The 14,538-nt window shown below is 61.8% G+C and carries 13 protein-coding genes and 3 pseudogenes; 9 read left to right on the forward strand and 7 right to left on the reverse strand.

Translation table 11 applies throughout. From position 1 onward, the window contains the following. Nucleotides 1-6: 6 nt before the first annotated feature. Nucleotides 7-645: a TetR/AcrR family transcriptional regulator gene (locus AS9A_RS20485; RefSeq protein WP_013809063.1), complete on the reverse strand. Its 639-nt coding sequence runs from the start codon at nucleotides 643-645 to the stop codon at nucleotides 7-9. 307 nt (nucleotides 646-952) lie between these two features. On the opposite strand from AS9A_RS20485, the gene AS9A_RS20490 reads away from it, so the two are divergent. After that, on the forward strand, nucleotides 953-1,477 hold the full coding sequence (locus AS9A_RS20490) for a PaaI family thioesterase (RefSeq protein ID WP_013809064.1): 525 nt from the start codon (nucleotides 953-955) through the stop codon (nucleotides 1,475-1,477). Between the two features lie 152 nt (nucleotides 1,478-1,629). Here AS9A_RS20490 and AS9A_RS20495 read toward each other — a convergent pair whose 3' ends face one another. Continuing rightward, nucleotides 1,630-2,631, reverse strand: a complete 1,002-nt coding sequence (locus tag AS9A_RS20495; RefSeq protein WP_013809066.1) for a helix-turn-helix domain-containing protein — start codon at nucleotides 2,629-2,631, stop codon at nucleotides 1,630-1,632. 118 nt (nucleotides 2,632-2,749) lie between these two features. On the opposite strand from AS9A_RS20495, the gene AS9A_RS20500 reads away from it, so the two are divergent. From AS9A_RS20500 to AS9A_RS20515, 4 genes are all read left to right on the forward strand, one after another. Next, entirely contained in the window at nucleotides 2,750-3,070 is a 321-nt protein-coding gene (locus AS9A_RS20500) for a 2Fe-2S iron-sulfur cluster-binding protein (protein WP_013809067.1), read from the forward strand. Between the two features lie 71 nt (nucleotides 3,071-3,141). After that, nucleotides 3,142-4,482: a cytochrome P450 gene (locus tag AS9A_RS20505; protein WP_049793806.1), complete on the forward strand. Its 1,341-nt coding sequence runs from the start codon at nucleotides 3,142-3,144 to the stop codon at nucleotides 4,480-4,482. Further along, nucleotides 4,479-5,705, forward strand: coding sequence for an NAD(P)/FAD-dependent oxidoreductase (locus AS9A_RS20510; protein ID WP_013809069.1), 1,227 nt, complete (start codon nucleotides 4,479-4,481; stop codon nucleotides 5,703-5,705). The genes AS9A_RS20505 and AS9A_RS20510 overlap by 4 nt, the downstream gene beginning before the upstream one ends. Before the next feature lie 213 nt (nucleotides 5,706-5,918). Further along, nucleotides 5,919-6,980, forward strand: a complete 1,062-nt coding sequence (locus AS9A_RS20515; RefSeq protein ID WP_013809070.1) for a BtrH N-terminal domain-containing protein — start codon at nucleotides 5,919-5,921, stop codon at nucleotides 6,978-6,980. Between the two features lie 174 nt (nucleotides 6,981-7,154). Here the strand turns inward: AS9A_RS20515 and AS9A_RS20520 are convergent, their stop codons facing one another. Together AS9A_RS20520 and AS9A_RS24825 are read right to left on the reverse strand one after the other, a co-directional pair. Next, on the reverse strand, nucleotides 7,155-7,844 hold the full coding sequence (locus tag AS9A_RS20520; protein WP_041451258.1) for a TetR/AcrR family transcriptional regulator: 690 nt from the start codon (nucleotides 7,842-7,844) through the stop codon (nucleotides 7,155-7,157). A 99-nt stretch (nucleotides 7,845-7,943) separates the two neighbouring features. Then, the gene (locus AS9A_RS24825; protein WP_272942036.1) at nucleotides 7,944-8,069 is read right to left on the reverse strand and encodes a hypothetical protein; all 126 of its coding nucleotides are present in this window, start codon (nucleotides 8,067-8,069) and stop codon (nucleotides 7,944-7,946) included. Here AS9A_RS24825 and AS9A_RS20525 point away from each other — a divergent pair. Beyond that, nucleotides 8,023-9,235, forward strand: a pseudogene (locus tag AS9A_RS20525) (MFS transporter); the annotation flags it as partial. The gene AS9A_RS24825 and the pseudogene AS9A_RS20525 overlap by 47 nt on opposite strands. A gap of 43 nt (nucleotides 9,236-9,278) precedes the next feature. On the opposite strand, the gene AS9A_RS20530 reads toward AS9A_RS20525, so the two are convergent. Continuing rightward, the gene (locus tag AS9A_RS20530; protein WP_013809073.1) at nucleotides 9,279-10,637 is read right to left on the reverse strand and encodes an IS256 family transposase; all 1,359 of its coding nucleotides are present in this window, start codon (nucleotides 10,635-10,637) and stop codon (nucleotides 9,279-9,281) included. Between the two features lie 63 nt (nucleotides 10,638-10,700). Between AS9A_RS20530 and AS9A_RS24705 the strand changes: the two are divergent. Beyond that, a pseudogene (locus AS9A_RS24705) lies at nucleotides 10,701-11,015 on the forward strand (MFS transporter); the annotation flags it as partial. Between the two features lie 11 nt (nucleotides 11,016-11,026). Here AS9A_RS24705 and AS9A_RS24830 read toward each other — a convergent pair. After that, nucleotides 11,027-11,152: a hypothetical protein gene (locus AS9A_RS24830; protein ID WP_013809074.1), complete on the reverse strand. Its 126-nt coding sequence runs from the start codon at nucleotides 11,150-11,152 to the stop codon at nucleotides 11,027-11,029. A 170-nt stretch (nucleotides 11,153-11,322) separates the two neighbouring features. Between AS9A_RS24830 and AS9A_RS20535 the strand changes: the two are divergent. Next, a pseudogene (locus AS9A_RS20535) lies at nucleotides 11,323-12,116 on the forward strand (HAD-IC family P-type ATPase); the annotation flags it as partial. Nucleotides 12,117-12,421: 305 nt separating this feature from the next. Here the strand turns inward: AS9A_RS20535 and AS9A_RS22925 are convergent. After that, nucleotides 12,422-12,889 carry a hypothetical protein gene (locus AS9A_RS22925; protein ID WP_013809077.1) on the reverse strand — a complete coding sequence of 156 codons (468 nt, stop codon included), beginning with the start codon at nucleotides 12,887-12,889 and terminating at the stop codon, nucleotides 12,422-12,424. Nucleotides 12,890-13,079: 190 nt separating this feature from the next. Between AS9A_RS22925 and AS9A_RS20545 the strand changes: the two genes are divergently transcribed. Next, the gene (locus AS9A_RS20545) at nucleotides 13,080-14,276 is read left to right on the forward strand and encodes a cytochrome P450 (RefSeq protein ID WP_013809078.1); all 1,197 of its coding nucleotides are present in this window, start codon (nucleotides 13,080-13,082) and stop codon (nucleotides 14,274-14,276) included. Nucleotides 14,277-14,538: the final 262 nt, after the last annotated feature.

Here is a 14,538-nt window from a genome sequence, read left to right on the forward strand (position 1 = left end):
GGCTCATTAGAGGGTAAACCGGACCGGGCGACGGGTTGCCACTGTCTCGGTGACCCGAACACTCAGTTCCGGCTTGTCGGGGCCTTCGGTGTGGGTGAACGTCCCAAGATGGGACCACATCGAGTCCACGAGTGGCTGGAGGAACAACCGGCCCAGCTGAGTGACGATGACGTCGACCACTTGAACAGCATCGGCGCGGGTCTTGGACGCCGCACCAGATTCCCGCATAGCCACCACTTCCCGGTGTGTCAGCTCGGTGAGCCGTTCGAGTAACTGCCCCCGCTGACCGCTGGGATCTAGTAACGCGCGGCGCAGATAGTTCACCACCTCGGGACGCCCGACCAGCATGTCGGCAACCGCCTCGTTGCGGATCCGGGCGATGTCGGCGCCTGGGACGTCCACGGCCGCCGAGGCAAGTGCAGTAGCGAAATGCTCCACGACCAGTCGCTCGACCGCCTCGCGCAGACCGTCCTTTGTCCCGTAGTGATGGACCACGAGACCCACCGTCACTCCGGCCGCGGTTGCCACGGTTCGCAAGGAAGTACCGTCCTCGCCGTTGGCGGCGTAGAGATCCAGTGCGGCGTTGCGGATGCGCGCCTTGGCAGTGAGGTCCTGGCCCGCAGCGCCTGGTGCGGAGCGATTCACGCGGTTCCCCTTCGGTTGCGGGCGAATGTACGGACCCGAAACTAGACTATACGTAGGTATCGTATACTGTATGTTCGTATAGTACGCGGGTGTCCCGGCTCAGTAAGCCTTCTTGTGGACGTCACTATCGTGTCGTCGGCAGCCAGTTGCGCAGGCCACCTGCGTCGGGCCTCAGGCACGTTCATGGTTGGGGTTGGTCCGCTCACGGCGACGCCGCGGGTCGAACGTACGGGCGTCGGCAGCATGTCCGTCGCCCTGGGCAAAGGTGTCACACCCAGCGCAAATTCATCGAGGGGAAGATCTGGGCATGGACGAATTTCGCGATACTGCCGGCGAGCCGGTAGGTGCCGATATAGACACCTGGGTGCGCTCGTTTACGCGCAAGGAATCCGATTCATCCGAGCTTCCTCCCCACCACCCCAACTGCCTTGGCTGTGGACCAGAGAACCCGAATGGACACTTCCTTTCGGTACGGCGTGACGGCGACGGCGTCATCGCACACCACCATTTCGACCAGCGCCACGTTGGAGCACCCGGCATTGCACACGGCGGCGCGGTAGCGACCGTGATGGACGACCTTTTCGGCTTCTTGCTGTATTCGGTCGGCGAGCTCGCCGTGACGCGCCGTCTCGAGCTCGACTATCTTACGCCGGTACTGCTCGACAACCCGTACATCCTGCGCGCCGCAGTTCGGTCTCGCGAGGGCCGGAAATTGCACCTCACGTCCACGATGGAGGATGCAGGGGGCCGCAGTGTTATTACTGCTACTGCCCTGTTCATCGTGGTCGAGGTTGAACACTTTTTGAAGTCGCAGAAGAACCCGAGAACTTAGGCTTGACTCACCGTGACGAGCTCCAGGTCCGAATCCGAGTCGGGTATGCCGACGGAACGCTGAAGAAGCTGAACGCCACGCCCGAAGAGGGCGCGAGGCGGCGGACACCGTGCATCGCCAGTCATCTTGCACGAGTCAATTAAGAGACACTGCTAACGTCGCCGGAACTTTGTCGGCGAGTGGCCGGTCCAGTGCTTGAAGGCGTGTGAAAAGCTGGCGAGGTCGCTGTATCCGAGGTCCTTGGCAATCTCGCTTGTGGACATAGATCCGTCGAGCAAGCGAAGAATCGCGTACTCACGAATGATCGACTGGCGCAGACCGCGATAGGTCACCCCTTCCTCAGCGAGGCGCCGTTTAAGAGTGCTCGTAGAGATGGAGAGTTCTTCTGCAATCCATTGACTCCCACAGTTCGCGGGGCGCTTTTCCATCAGACGTCTCACCTTATCCGAGTACGAAGTACTGTCACTTCGCTCGTCAAGCCCTCGCTGCAAGTCGCTGACCGCGAGACGATACGCCACGGGGTCCGAGAATCGGCAGACGTCATTGACCGCGTCGATGGGGAGATGGAGGATCGACACTGGAGCGTTAAATACCAGGTGATTAGCTAACCAACCCTGATCGGCGGGCAGGCCTTTTGGAGCGGCCCAGCTGAGTGAGAGTGTGATGTTCGGCGCATCGTTAACGAGCATATGTAGCAGCCTCAGTAGGACTGCGCCACAGTAGGTGACCACTAGGGAGTCCAGAGTACGATCGCCTGTCTGCCCATTGAGCGCAACAGACACTCCGTGTTCACTTGAGTAGAACTGCGCACTCAGGGCTGGGGTTATTAGCGGCAGATAGGCGAGCAATTCCAATATCTCGCCCGCAGAGCCTGCGCTCACGAGTGGGACGCTCAGCGGCCCGAAGGATGTCAGATGAGCATGTTGGGCGAAAGCCAAACCGAGGGTTGTTGCTTGGTCAACGTCGAGATCGGGCAAGGCCTCCCTAATCCACCGCAGGGGAACCTGGGCGTTGATGGCGAGAAGTGACTCGACGTCGGTTCGCTCACGATCCATGATCTCGCGGAACCGTGCGACGGCGTCTTGCTCCAGAACTGGGCTCTCAAGAAACTGCGCGAACACCAGCGGTGGCACGCCCTCGCGATCAAGATTCATCGCCCCCGCCTCCTGAGCCAAACTAACAAGCTTCTGCCCTCAATCAACCTAGCCACAGTCGTCGTTGTTAGCAATGCTGTGAGCAGCTACTACCCGAACAACCACGCAGGAGCCAGGGATGACAGTCGTAACCTTCGTCTCACATGAGGGAGAGAAGCACGTGGTGCCCTTGGAGGAGGGGCAGTCACTCATGCGGATCGCCGTCAACAACGCGGTGCCCGGGATTGACGCTGACTGCGGAGGCGAAGCCGCGTGCGGCACGTGTCATGTCATCGTTGATCCGCAGTGGTCCGAACAGGTCGGCCGCTCGGGAGCAAGTGAAGAGGAGATGCTCGCAATGAACCCGGAAAGGCTGCCGACCTCTCGGCTGTCGTGCCAGATGACCGCGTCCGCGGATTGGGACGGCCTGGTCGTCCAGGTGCCAGAGTTCCAGATGTAACGACGAAGGGATCAAGAGTCGTGTCAAGCAATCATGTAGAAGTCGGAGACAGGATCCGATCGGCCATCCCGATGGATCTTCAAATCCGAGGCGCCCATCTGTACGACAGGACTCGGCGCTGGGTGACAAAGACGAATGGGAAGAAGCTCTTCGTAGAGAGTCCCATCCCTCCCGTTGAGGACGTCGAGCTCGCCGACATCGACCTCAGTAATCCCTTTCTCTATCGCCAAGGACGCTGGCAGTCCTACTATGAGCGCCTGCGAAACGAGGCTCCGGTCCACTTTCAGCCCAATAGTGCGTTCGGGCCGTTTTGGTCGGTGATGCGACACCAAGACATCGTCGCGGTCGATAAGAACCATGAGGTCTTCTCCGCCGAGCCGATGATAGTGATCGGGTCCCCGCCTCGTTTTCTCGATATCGAAATGTTCATCGCGATGGACCCACCGCGCCACGACGTGCAGCGGGCAGCTGTGCAGGGGGTGGTGGCGCCTAAGAACCTGCGTGAGATGGAGACGCTCATTCGGTCTCGGGTTCGCGAGGTACTAGACGGCTTGCCGGTGAATCAGCCGTTCGATTGGGTCCAGGCTGTATCGATCGAACTGACAGCTCGAATGCTCGCGACGCTCTTGGACTTCCCATACGAGGAACGTCACAAACTCGTTCATTGGTCAGATATCGCGACTTCGTTCGAGGAAGCGAACGGTGGTCCTGCGGATCTCGACGAGACGTTCGACGGAATGCGCGAGATGGCGCGAGGTTTGAGTTCTCTGTGGTACGACAAGAAGGCTCGGACAGCAGCTGGGGAAGAACCCGGCTTCGATCTGATCACCATGCTGCAGAGCAACGAGAACACCAAAGACCTAATCGACCGCCCAATGGAATTCATGGGCAACCTCGTTCTGTTGATCGTCGGAGGGAACGATACGACCCGGAACTCGATGAGTGGTGGCGTTCTGGCGCTGAACCGGTTCCCAGACCAGTTCGAAAAGCTCAAGTCCAACCCCGACCTGATCCCCAACATGGTCTCGGAGATAATCCGGTGGCAAACGCCGCTGGCATACATGCGCCGAATCGCCAAGACTGACACTATCTTGAACGGTCAGTTCATCCGTAAGGGTGACAAGGTCGTGATGTGGTACGCCTCAGGCAACCGCGACGAGCGTGTGTTCGAGCGGCCCGATGACTTCATCATCGACCGGGCCAACGTCCGCAACCACATCGCCTTTGGGTTCGGCGTACACCGGTGCATGGGCAACCGACTGGCCGAAATGCAGCTGCGAATTCTCTGGGAAGAGCTGCTCCCCCGCTTCGAGAACATCGAGGTCGTCGGCGAACCCGAGTACGTGCAGTCCAACTTCGTGAGGGGTATCAGCAAAATGATGGTGCGCCTCACCCCGAAATCCGGCGCATGACATCGCAGCGAGCCCTCATCATCGGTGCCAGCCATGCCGGAGCCCAACTCGCGGCGAGTCTGCGCCAAGAAGGCTGGAGCGGTGAGGTCGTCCTCATCGGCGAAGAGTCGGCAGCTCCATATCAACGCCCTCCGCTGTCGAAGTCCTACCTGGCCGGCAAATGCTCACTCGACGAGATCACCATCCGCAGTTCGGACTTCTACTCCAAGCAGCGAATCCAGCTTCTGGACGCGCACGTGGAGGCGATCAACCGCTCGGCTGGGAACATCGTTATGAGCACCGGCGAAACACTGACATACGACAAGCTCGCGCTGTGCACGGGAGCCCGCCCTCGTCAGTTCCGCGTTCCTGGGGCCGAGCTCGCTGGGGTCCATTACCTTCGGACTGCCGCAGACGTCGAGATAATCCGCACATCCGCCACCCCCGGGCGGCGGGTGGCGATCGTCGGGGGCGGCTACATCGGACTTGAGACGGCCGCCTCGCTACGCGCCCTGGACCTGGACCTGGAAGTCACCGTGCTCGAGGCGACCACTCGCGTCCTCGAGCGGGTCACTGCTCCCGCCGTATCAACGTTCTTCGAGCGGATCCACCGAGAGGAGGGCATCGACATCCGAACGGGCGCCAAAGTCGCAGCATTAGTCGGAGACGACTGCGTCCGCGAGGTCACACTATCTACTGGCGAGTCGATTCCGACTGATCTCGTCATCGTGGGCATTGGTGTTGAACCGAGAACGGAACTCGCCGAGGCGGCGGGCTTGACCCTGAACGATGGTGTGGTGATCGACGAGCACGCCCGAACCAGTGACCCAGCCATCGTTGCCGCCGGAGACTGTGCCAGCAAGTACATCTCTCGATACGGTCGCCGAGTCCGGCTGGAGTCCGTACCCGGAGCAACCGATCAGGCGAAACTCGCCGCGGCTACCCTTTGCGGGAAGTCCAAGAGCGCAGTGTCGCTGCCCTGGTTCTGGTCAGATCAGTACGATGTCAAACTCCAAATTGCCGGTCTGAGCTGTGGATACGACCAAGTTGTCCTAAGCGGCGATCCGACCGTAGGCCGTAGCTTCAGCTGCTTCTACCTCCGTGGTGGTGAACTCCTTGCTGCAGACTGCATCAATCGCCCCCGTGATTTCATGCTCAGCAAACAGGTCATCACACAGCAGCGTCCTTTCGTCCAAACCGATTTCATTCATACGGGTTCTCCCGAGTCCTCGGGCGATGGGTAGGCCAGTCCCGAGCGGGACTCGCACGGTCAGTGGCGGAGCTTTGCCGAACGGCGCTGACATTCCATTGGCGCAGCAAGAGAGCCCGTTTCGTACCCACTGTCAGACTCACTGATGAGACGGTGCGCCGCGCCATCTCGCCGTTCACGATCACGGCGTCCAACGGACCGCGAAGAACGCTACGGATCCCCGCCTGCCGTTCAGAAAGGAACTCTGATGACTCGCCAGACGCTCATCGAGAACTACCCACATCGGATCGGGGGACACTGCGGCTCAGCCGCGATGCGAGACCTTCTGCACTGGCAAGGCCTCGACTGGGGAGAACCGCCCAATGAAGGACTCGTCTTCACCCTCGGGGGGTCACTTGGCCTGTCCTACTTGCTCTCGAGCGACCTCTTTCCACCGCTTTACCTGGTAGGGAGAGACTCCGATTTCGAAGTAAATCTCCCCCATCTACTGGGCGCACAGGTCCAAGTGCTCACGACCGACGATCCCCGAGAAGGATGGTCGTGGATTAGCCAGGAGATCGATGCCGGCAGGCCAGCCCTAATATGGGGCGACATTGCAGAGTTGCCCTACCTGCGGGTTCGGCTCCAGATGAGTCGCCACGATATCGTGGTAATTGGTTACGACGAGGCCGAGAGGATCGCCTTCGTTGTTGACAACGACCGTGCCGAGGTCCAAGAGGTTCCGTTCGAAGCTCTCGCTCGAGCACGGTCGTCGATGTCATTCCCACAACCGACACGTCACACCACGTACCGCATCGCCTGGCCGGATGTGTTGCCGGATCTTGCGCAGGTTGCCGCGACGGCTTTCCGTCAATCGGCAGCGAACATGCGCCACCCAACTCCGCCCGGGATCGCCGATCTCACAACCGCGGTGAGCGGTACCGAAGGCTTAGCAGCGGTCGCCCAGCTCGCCGCTGATGTCCGGACTTGGTCCCATCTACCGGCTGACGAACTCGAGATCCTCTTACTCAGCCTGAACGCTTTCATCGAGAAGGCCGGCACCGGTGGCGGCCTGTTCCGAAAGCTGCTCGCTGACGGCTGCGCGGACGTGGCACGTTTGACCGGTGACCTCGCGACCGAAGATCTCTCCGTAGTCGCCAGACGCTGTGCACAGACATGGACGGAGGCCGGCCGAGCCGGGATCGAGGACGAGGTCGATGCGCATACTCGGCTGGAGCGCGTGGCTTCGACGGTTAGCCTCCTACCCACGCTCGAGCTTCAACTGGCTGAAGCTCTGGAGTCAGCTTCGCGATCACTCGCGGCAGCCTGAAGAACCGGGAAGACCAAAACGGACTGTAGAAGTTCCGGCCGCACTCACCGACTGCAGTGGGTGGCGCGCCGACGCTTGTGCACCGAAACGAGCGGGCTCTGGGTTTGACCGCCACCTCCCCTGTGACCTCGGCGGCGAGCGGTCCCACCTATCGAACAAGTAGGAACGCCTGATTCAGCAGGGTCCGCCGATGACGCCAGGGCGGTTCAGATCGTGGCTGGATTCGGCCGGGATGGGTTTGTCTCCTTGCTTGCGGGCCGTAAGAAAATCATCAACGAGTTGCACGCATCCGTCGTGGTCGACCGTGCAGAGCCCGGTGAGGCGAGCGAACACGACGGGGCCGAGGAGTTGAACGATCGCGAAGGTGGCGTCGATGTTCCCGAGCTGTGCTCGCACGTCAGGCTGGGTGAGGATGTGGTCAAAGGGCTGCCGGTACTCCTCAATGACTCGACTGCGCAGTGAGGTGATCGCGGCCGAATCGGCAGGATCGCTGCCGACTGATCCGATTGACAGCCAAGCCAGAGTTGTAATGTTCAGCGGCGCCTGGTCAATCAGGTCAGCTTGGGCCGTAAGAAGCGCGATGAGTTGGTCCCGTACCGACCCACTGGCGGTAGAGACCTCGACGCGAGGCAACAACCGCTCGAAGGACGCTGCAAGCAACTGGGCGGTGCCGCCGAAATGTCGATAGAGCGTGGCCCGCGCGACCTTTGACACTCGAGTGACCGCCTCGACGGTAACCGCCTCTACACCGCCAGTGCTCAGAAGATGCGTAGCAGCGTCGAGTAATCGTTTTCGCGAGCGCAGCAGTCGCGGATCGAGCTCGTCGTCGTCCGTAGCGGGCCGGTCAGCACTCCAGTCGTTCACGCTCTCCCCCTTCGGCCGACGTTCACTTCTCGTCCAAGCTAACCTGTCCAGCCAGCCGGATACTGTGATACTACTTGTCTCGAAACAAGATCGACCATCTCACAGCAAGGGGCCGGCGATGAACTCGTCCCAACAGACCATCACCGAGTCATCCCGGTGGACCCGAGCCGAATGGTGGATGCTCACGGTGTCGTGCCTTGCCGTGGCGTTGGTGGTCGCGGCCATGGCCGCACTGTATTCGGCATTACCGCAGATAGCGGTAGAGACTGGAGCGACGCAAGCCCAGCTGACCTGGATCGTCGATGGCTACACGCTGGTACTGGCGTGCCTGGTCCTGCCCGCTGGAGCGATCGGTGACCGCTACGGGAGACGGGCGGTTCTCGTAATAGGTCTGGTGATATTCACCATGGCGTCCGCACTTCCCCTGCTGCTATCTGACCCGGCGTGGTTGATCGCTGCGCGAGCGATTGCCGGGGCGGGCGCTGCACTGGTAATGCCCTCGACGCTATCGATTCTGACCGCTGGTTTTGCCGCCGTTCATCGCGGCCGAGCAGTAGGTGTGTGGGCTGGAGTCGCCGGCTCCGGAGCAGTGTTGGGCATCCTCGGCGCTGGGGTGTTGCTTGAGCGTTGGTCGTGGGTGTCGGTATTTGTCGGCCTGACTGCAGCGGGAGCGTTATTGGCCGCGCTGGCGTGCACGATCGCTGAGTCCAGCCAGCATGATCACCCTCCCGTGGACTGGGTGGGCGCGGGGGCAGCTGCGGTTGCGGTTGCGGGAATCGTATTCGCCACGATCGAGTTTCCCGCGCGGGGTTGGGCCGACCCGACTGTTCTCGCCAGCGCCGGGGTCGGCATCTTGGCGACAGTCTTTTTCATCCTCTTTGAGCTGCGATCCTCGGCCCCCTTGTTGGATGTTCGGTTGTTCGCCAGGCGCGGTTTCAGCGCCGGCTCGTTGTCGGTGGCCATCCAGTTCTTGGTTACTTTTGGGGTGTTTCTACTCCTGGTGCAGTACCTGCAATTAATCCTTGGCTACGGACCGTTGGCCTCGGCGTTGGGATTGGTGCCGATGACGGTCCCACTGATCGTGATCTCGGTGATCGCCCCCCCGACTGTCACAGCGATTTGGGCTGCGAGTGATGACCGTCGCTGGCCTGGTGACCATCGCAGTTGGCCTGATGCTGGTGAGCAGGCTGACCGTCGATGCACGTTACCTCGACCTGCTATGGCCGCTGTTAATCATGAGCGCAGGACTTGGACTATGTACAGCCCCGGCAACCTACGCCATCATCGCCGAAACTCCGGAGAGCAAACACGGGGTGGCCGCCGCAGTCAACGATGCGGCCCGCGAGATCGGCGCTGCGATGGGGATCGCAGTGGCCGGCAGTGTGCTGGCCGAGCCTGTCAAGATTTTTGTGTAAGTTGTTGTGTTCGTGTGGGTTACAGGTGGGGATTTATCCGGTCGGGGTAGGCGAGGGCGAGTTGGGCTAGGGCTTGTTTCCAGTTCGTAACGAGTTGTCCCTCGACGAGTCGGCCGTCGGCTTTGCGTTTAGCGCCGCGGCCGAGCCCGCGTTCTTTGGCGCGTTCGCGGGCGCGTTTGTCCTCGATGTTGCAGATCGCCAGCCATAGCAGCTTGACCACGGCCTGATCATTCGGGAAGTGCCCCCGATTTTTGATGATCTTGCGCAGCTGGTAGTTCAGCGACTCGATCGCGTTCGTGGTGTAAATGACCCGCCGCAGCATCGGCGGGAACGCCAGAAACGGCGTGAACCGGTCCCACGCGTCTTCGAACACGCGCACCGCGTGCGGATTGCGCTTGCCCAGTTCAGAGGACGCGAACGCGTCCAGGGCAGCCCGAGCGGCCGCCTCGTCGGCGGCCTGGTACACGTTCTTGAGCGCTGCGGCGACGGCTTTGCGCTGCCCGTACGCGACAAAGCGCATCGCGTTGCGGATCAAATGCACAACGCACGTTTGGACCAGCGAATCGGGCCAGGTCGCCTCGATCGCCTCCGGGAAGCCGGTCAGCCCGTCACAACAGACGATCAGCACGTCGCGGACCCCGCGATTGGCCAGTTCGGCGCACACCCCGGCCCAGAACTTCGCGCCCTCGGTGGCCTGGACCCAGGTCCCGAGAACATGCTTGATGCCGTCCATGTCCACGCCGACGGCGATATGAGCGGCCTTGTTACGCACGTGAGCCCCGTCGCGGACCTTCACCACGATCGCGTCCAGATAGATCACCGGGTAAAACGACTCCAGCGGACGGCGCTGCCAGGCTATGACCTCCTCGAGCACCTCGTCGGTGATCTTGGAGATCGTTTCCCGGCTGACCTCCGCCCCGATCGTGGATACCAGGTGGTGCTCGATATCGCGGACGGTCATCCCGCCCGCGTACAGCGAGATGATCATGTCATCGAGGCCTCCGGCGCGGCGGGACCCCTTAGGCACCAGCATCGGGGTGAACGAGCCGTCGCGGTCCCGCGGGACCGCGAGCTCGATGTCTCCGGCGCTGGTCGCCACAGTTTTCGGATAGGCGCCGTTGCGTGAGTTCGGGTGCAGCGCGGCATCGGGATCGCCTTTCTCATACCCGAGATGCCCGGTCAGCTCCGCCTGCAAGCCCCGCTCGAGACCGGCCTTGATCAGCTGTTGTATCAGCCCGTCCTTGCCGTCAAGCTGCACAGTCCCCGCATCAATCATCGCGTACAGCTCATCCAGCGCGCCCGACGCCTCAAGCGCCTCCACACCCTCCCGCTGCGCACGTCGGCGCTCATCACGCTCAAGCTTGTCAACCATGCTCATCAGTGTCACTGCTTTCTATGAGGAACACACGCCTCACACAAACCATCTGACACGCTCTGCTGGGCCGCCGGATACACTCGCCACATTCAACCCACCCTTCCTCAGCTACCCGAACCTGCCCGTGGTCCGGTCGCCGATTCTCTGGCCGCCGCCCTAGAGGTCGCCGCACAAGCCGGACCAATGGCGCAACCATTGGTCGACTCCGCCAAAGAAGCATTTGTGAACGGCAGCAGTCAGGCCACGCTTACGTTGGCAATCCTTACCGCCGGCGCCGCAGTCTTGCTAGCGTTCCTTGCCCCGGGCACTGCTGGCTCACGCGACCACAAAACCATGGCCAGCTCAAAAGTACCGGCTCACCGGGCAGTGGCGGATAAGTAGCCGATCCAGATTCAGACTGCATGGAGAATCTGCCCAAGGTCATCAAGAACCGCAGTTACGGGGCACACGGCCGGGTTCAGCGCGGACAGCCTCCATACGAACACCCGGTCGCGACTCCCCCGCCAGCTCTCGCTCACGAGCTTCATTCTGCTCGGCAGTCGACAACAACAGATACGCCACCCCACTAACCGCTCAGACCACGCGGCAGCTTTGGCCTGCCAGTAACTCCACCAAGCTCTCAACAGATTCTTCTACTGAGTCGACTTGCCCGCCAGGATGAGCAACCTTGGCTGTGCTGAAGGCGACAGATTTCTCTTCATATCCAGCTGTAGGCGTCAAGGCAACGGTGGAGGGCACCGTGGTCGAGGTCGGCGGCCCCTACCTCCTCGACCAGCACGACCGCGATGAACTCCCCGTCGCCGATCAATGGCGCGACCAGGGCGCGATCATCCTGCACATCCTCGCCGAGAACCGGGTGATCGGCGCATTGCGGTTGGCCGATGAGATCCGGCCGGAGTCCCGTGAGGCCGTCGACGCGCTCCATGCTGCTGGTGCGCAGGTCGTCATGATCACCGGCGATGCTCAGGCCGTCGCCGACACCGTCGCCGCCGAGCTCGGCATCGACCGGGTATTCGCCGGGGTCCGGCCCGAGGACAAGGCCGCCAAGGTCGCTGAGCTCCAATCCGAAGGCAAGAAAGTCGCGATGGTCGGCGACGGTGTCAATGACGCTCCCGCGCTGGCCCAAGCCGATGTCGGCATCGCCATCGGCGCCGGGACCGACGTGGCGATCGGCTCCGCAGGAGTCATCCTGGCCAGCTCGGATCCGCGCTCGGTGCTCTCGGTCATCGAACTCTCCCGCGCGAGCTACCGCAAGATGAAGCAGAACCTGTGGTGGGCCGCCGGGTACAACCTCGCCGCCGTGCCTCTCGCCGCTGGAGTGCTGGCCCCATCGGATTCGTGTTGCCGATGAGCGTCGGCGCCATCCTCATGTCGCTATCGACAGTCGTTGTTGCCCTCAACGCCCAGCTGCTGCGCCGCCTCGACCTCCGACCCGACACTATCTCCGGTCAGGCCCCCGCCAACAAACGCGAGCCGACTTGAATACCGTCCCATCCACCTGGCACAGAGCCCTTCTCTCTCCCTCGGTCGCGGGGTCACAACCGTGACCGACAACTACAAAGTCCGTTGGGACAACACCTCGCTCCCGGTGCCCGTAGACGGCCCTGCCCGTACAGTTCCACCTTGTGACTGTGACCTGAAATTCGTCGATTCCTCGCCCACGCGCGAGCGGCGGAGCCCTGGGGAGGTCCGGTGACCACCCGCTGTCCACAATGTGGGGGTTCGCGTCCCCTCAGCTCCATACCCTCAGGTCAACATGGGCACTCAGGAAGCAGCGAGTCGCACACCTACCCGGCATTGCCGCGGAGAACATCGCTCAACAACGACTGGTAGCCGGCGCGAGGTGGGGACAGGACGCATGTGATTCCCAGTCGAACCAGCCTGTCGATGACGTTCTCGTGATCGTCCACCGCTAGTACGCCTTCATCCGCGAGTTTCCGGAAAGAGGGCGAGAGCGCGCTGGTAATGGTGTCGATGATCGGCGCAGTGTGAAGCACGAGGGCTTCGCCGATGATCCCCGGCTCGTCCGTGCGGATCTTACGGAACAAGGGGTGCTGCTCCACCCGCTCCAGGGCCAGCGCGCAGACGGCAAGCACATCGGGTGCGTCAGTTGCGCTGTCGAGCCCGCGAATCACCTCGCTCAGCAGGCGCTCGATCTCGCGTTGCAGAAGGCTCGTCGCCGCACGATCGACCGAACCAAGAATCCGGTACGCCGTTGTCCTCGACACCCGCGCCACCGCCGCGATGTCGGTCATTCGCGTCCGGCTGACCCCATGGCGCAAGAAGGCCGACAAGGTGGCGTCGAGGTACAGCTGCTGGTCGATTTCATGCCTCCTCGCAATGGGGGAACTTCTCGCCTCTATTCTGGCAGGCAAACCGGGTGTACAGTGGGACGAAAGTATCCTACCGTCCCAAGTGGCACGTCATCTAGACCGGAGGCCCCAAGTGTCGGAGCTCTACAGCCCGTACGACCCCGCCGTCCAGGCAGACCCGTATCCCGTCTATCAGGTGCTGCGCGAGGAGTCGCCGGTCTACTGGAACACGGAACAAGAGTTCTGGGCACTGTCCCGGTTCGACGACATCTGGACTGCCACGCAGGACCACCGGCGCTTTTCCTCGGCGGAGGGGATCATCGTCGGCCAGGACCTCGCGACAGGCATGGTCGACCTGATGCCGATGATGATCATGATGGACCCCCCACGGCACTCCGCGCTCCGAAAGCTCGTGTCCCGGGCCTTCACTCCCAGGCGGATGGCCGGAATGGAGGACAGCATCCGGGCTACCGCGCGGGGGCTCCTGGAGTCTTTCATCGAGCGGGGTGAGGTCGACTTCGTCCACGAGTACGCCGGCCCCCTGCCCACGATTGTCATCGCGGATATGCTCGGCATCCCGAACGAGGACCGGCAGCAGTTCCGGGAGTGGTCCGACCGTCTCGTGCAGGTCAATCCCAACGACCCCGCCTCCGTCGAGGATGGGATGAACGCGGCCCTGGGGCTCTACGATTACTTCACGCCGATGCTCGCCGCACGCCGCGCCAACCGCAAGGACGACCTCATGTCCGCCCTCCTGGACGCCGAGGTCGACGGCGAGAGGCTCTCCGAAGAGGAACTCCTCGGCTTCTGCTTCATGCTTCTCATCGCCGGCAACGAGACCACGACGAACCTCATCTCGAACACCGCCCAGATCCTGAGTGAACGCCCCGACACGCTGCGAACGATCGCCGCGGACCACAGCCTGCTCCCTGCAGCTGTCGAGGAGTTTCTCCGCCTTGAGTCCCCCGTCCAAGGCCTAGCCCGGACCGTGACCGAAGATGTCGAACTGCACGGTGAAACCATGCGAACTGGCAGCAAGGTGATGATGCTCTACGGGTCGGCGAACCGTGACGACAGGGAGTTCGCTGACCCGGAGTCATTCATTCTCGACCGGAAAACCGAGCGTGGTCTCGCCTTCGGTCACGGCCCCCACTTCTGTCTCGGTGCCGCGCTAGCCAGGCTCGAGTGCCGGGTCGCCTACGAGGAACTCCTGTCCTACGTACCCGACTTTGCACTCACCGACGGCGCCGAGCGCCTTCTCTCAGGGCCCGTGAGGGGCTACAAGAAACTGCCGATGACGTTCGAACCGACGTCCATCAGCGCCAGATGAGCCCCGGTGGCGACAACCAACAAATAGCGCGTTCCATCAGCGCTCACAGTTTCATCCATTGGCTGTTAGAGCGATCGCAGTACGCCGCCATCGAACGATCAGCCTTACAGTCAACTTCACATCTCACGTTGACCGTCAGACGGTGTCTTATTTGACGATCCTCTAACGCGACAACCGCGACACAACCCGAAAACAGTGCCGCCGCCGCGCGTCCTTGTCGCATATAAATGTAGTGCAATAAATGAGCATAGAGAAGGGGTAT

Origin of the sequence: Hoyosella subflava DQS3-9A1 (assembly GCF_000214175.1) — a bacterium.
In the GTDB taxonomy this organism is placed as follows: Bacteria; Actinomycetota; Actinomycetes; order Mycobacteriales; family Mycobacteriaceae; genus Hoyosella; species Hoyosella subflava.

What these genes read in the sequence shown, in the direction of transcription:
- AS9A_RS20495 (WP_013809066.1), bottom strand. Translation starts at nt 2,631, where the DNA reads ATGAATCTTGATCGCGAGGGCGTGCCACCGCTGGTGTTCGCGCAGTTT.
- AS9A_RS20505 (WP_049793806.1), top strand. Translation starts at nt 3,142, where the DNA reads ATGGATCTTCAAATCCGAGGCGCCCATCTGTACGACAGGACTCGGCGC.
- AS9A_RS20530 (WP_013809073.1), bottom strand. Translation starts at nt 10,637, where the DNA reads ATGAGCATGGTTGACAAGCTTGAGCGTGATGAGCGCCGACGTGCGCAG.
- AS9A_RS20515 (WP_013809070.1), top strand. Translation starts at nt 5,919, where the DNA reads ATGACTCGCCAGACGCTCATCGAGAACTACCCACATCGGATCGGGGGA.
- AS9A_RS20490 (WP_013809064.1), top strand. Translation starts at nt 953, where the DNA reads ATGGACGAATTTCGCGATACTGCCGGCGAGCCGGTAGGTGCCGATATA.
- AS9A_RS22925 (WP_013809077.1), bottom strand. Translation starts at nt 12,889, where the DNA reads ATGACCGACATCGCGGCGGTGGCGCGGGTGTCGAGGACAACGGCGTAC.
- AS9A_RS20500 (WP_013809067.1), top strand. Translation starts at nt 2,750, where the DNA reads ATGACAGTCGTAACCTTCGTCTCACATGAGGGAGAGAAGCACGTGGTG.
- AS9A_RS20510 (WP_013809069.1), top strand. Translation starts at nt 4,479, where the DNA reads ATGACATCGCAGCGAGCCCTCATCATCGGTGCCAGCCATGCCGGAGCC.
- AS9A_RS24825 (WP_272942036.1), bottom strand. Translation starts at nt 8,069, where the DNA reads ATGGCCGCGACCACCAACGCCACGGCAAGGCACGACACCGTGAGCATC.